This is a genomic window from Mesorhizobium sp. M7A.F.Ca.AU.001.01.1.1, from assembly GCF_004022735.1.
Classification (GTDB): Bacteria; Pseudomonadota; Alphaproteobacteria; order Rhizobiales; family Rhizobiaceae; genus Mesorhizobium; species Mesorhizobium ciceri.
Map to the genome: position 1 here is coordinate 1 of NZ_RZPF01001392.1, position 403 is coordinate 403.

The following is a 403-nucleotide window of genomic DNA, read 5'->3' on the forward strand; positions in this document are numbered from 1 at the left end:
CTCACCACCAGGTCGACCGGCCAGACCTCGCCTCGCGCGCCCTCCTCCAGTCCTGAAATCCGTGCCGCCAGCCGCTCGGCGACACGGGCGCCGGCGAGACGGATCGATGAACGCGTCGTCGACAGCGGCACCGAGAAATTCTCCGGCCTCAGCCAGGGGAAGACATCGTCATGGGCGATCAGCGAGACGTCGCCCGGGATGCTCAAGCCGAGGTCGCGCACCGCACGCACGACGCCCAGCGCCATGATCAGGCTGGAGCAGGCGATCGCCGTCGGCGCGTCGTCCCCTTCCAGCAAACGCCTGGTGGCGCGGTAGCCGTTCTCCTCGGTCATATCGACCGAGCAGACATGGCGTTCGATCAATGTCAGTCCGCTCGCGGCGAGTGCCCGGCGCACGCCGCGTT

At 68.5% G+C, this 403-nt stretch carries 1 protein-coding gene; it reads right to left on the bottom strand.

The features are described from left to right. Window positions 1–403, bottom strand: a 403-nt coding sequence (locus tag EN884_RS38350) for a substrate-binding domain-containing protein (RefSeq protein ID WP_164895533.1), incomplete at both ends; no start/stop codon positions are given.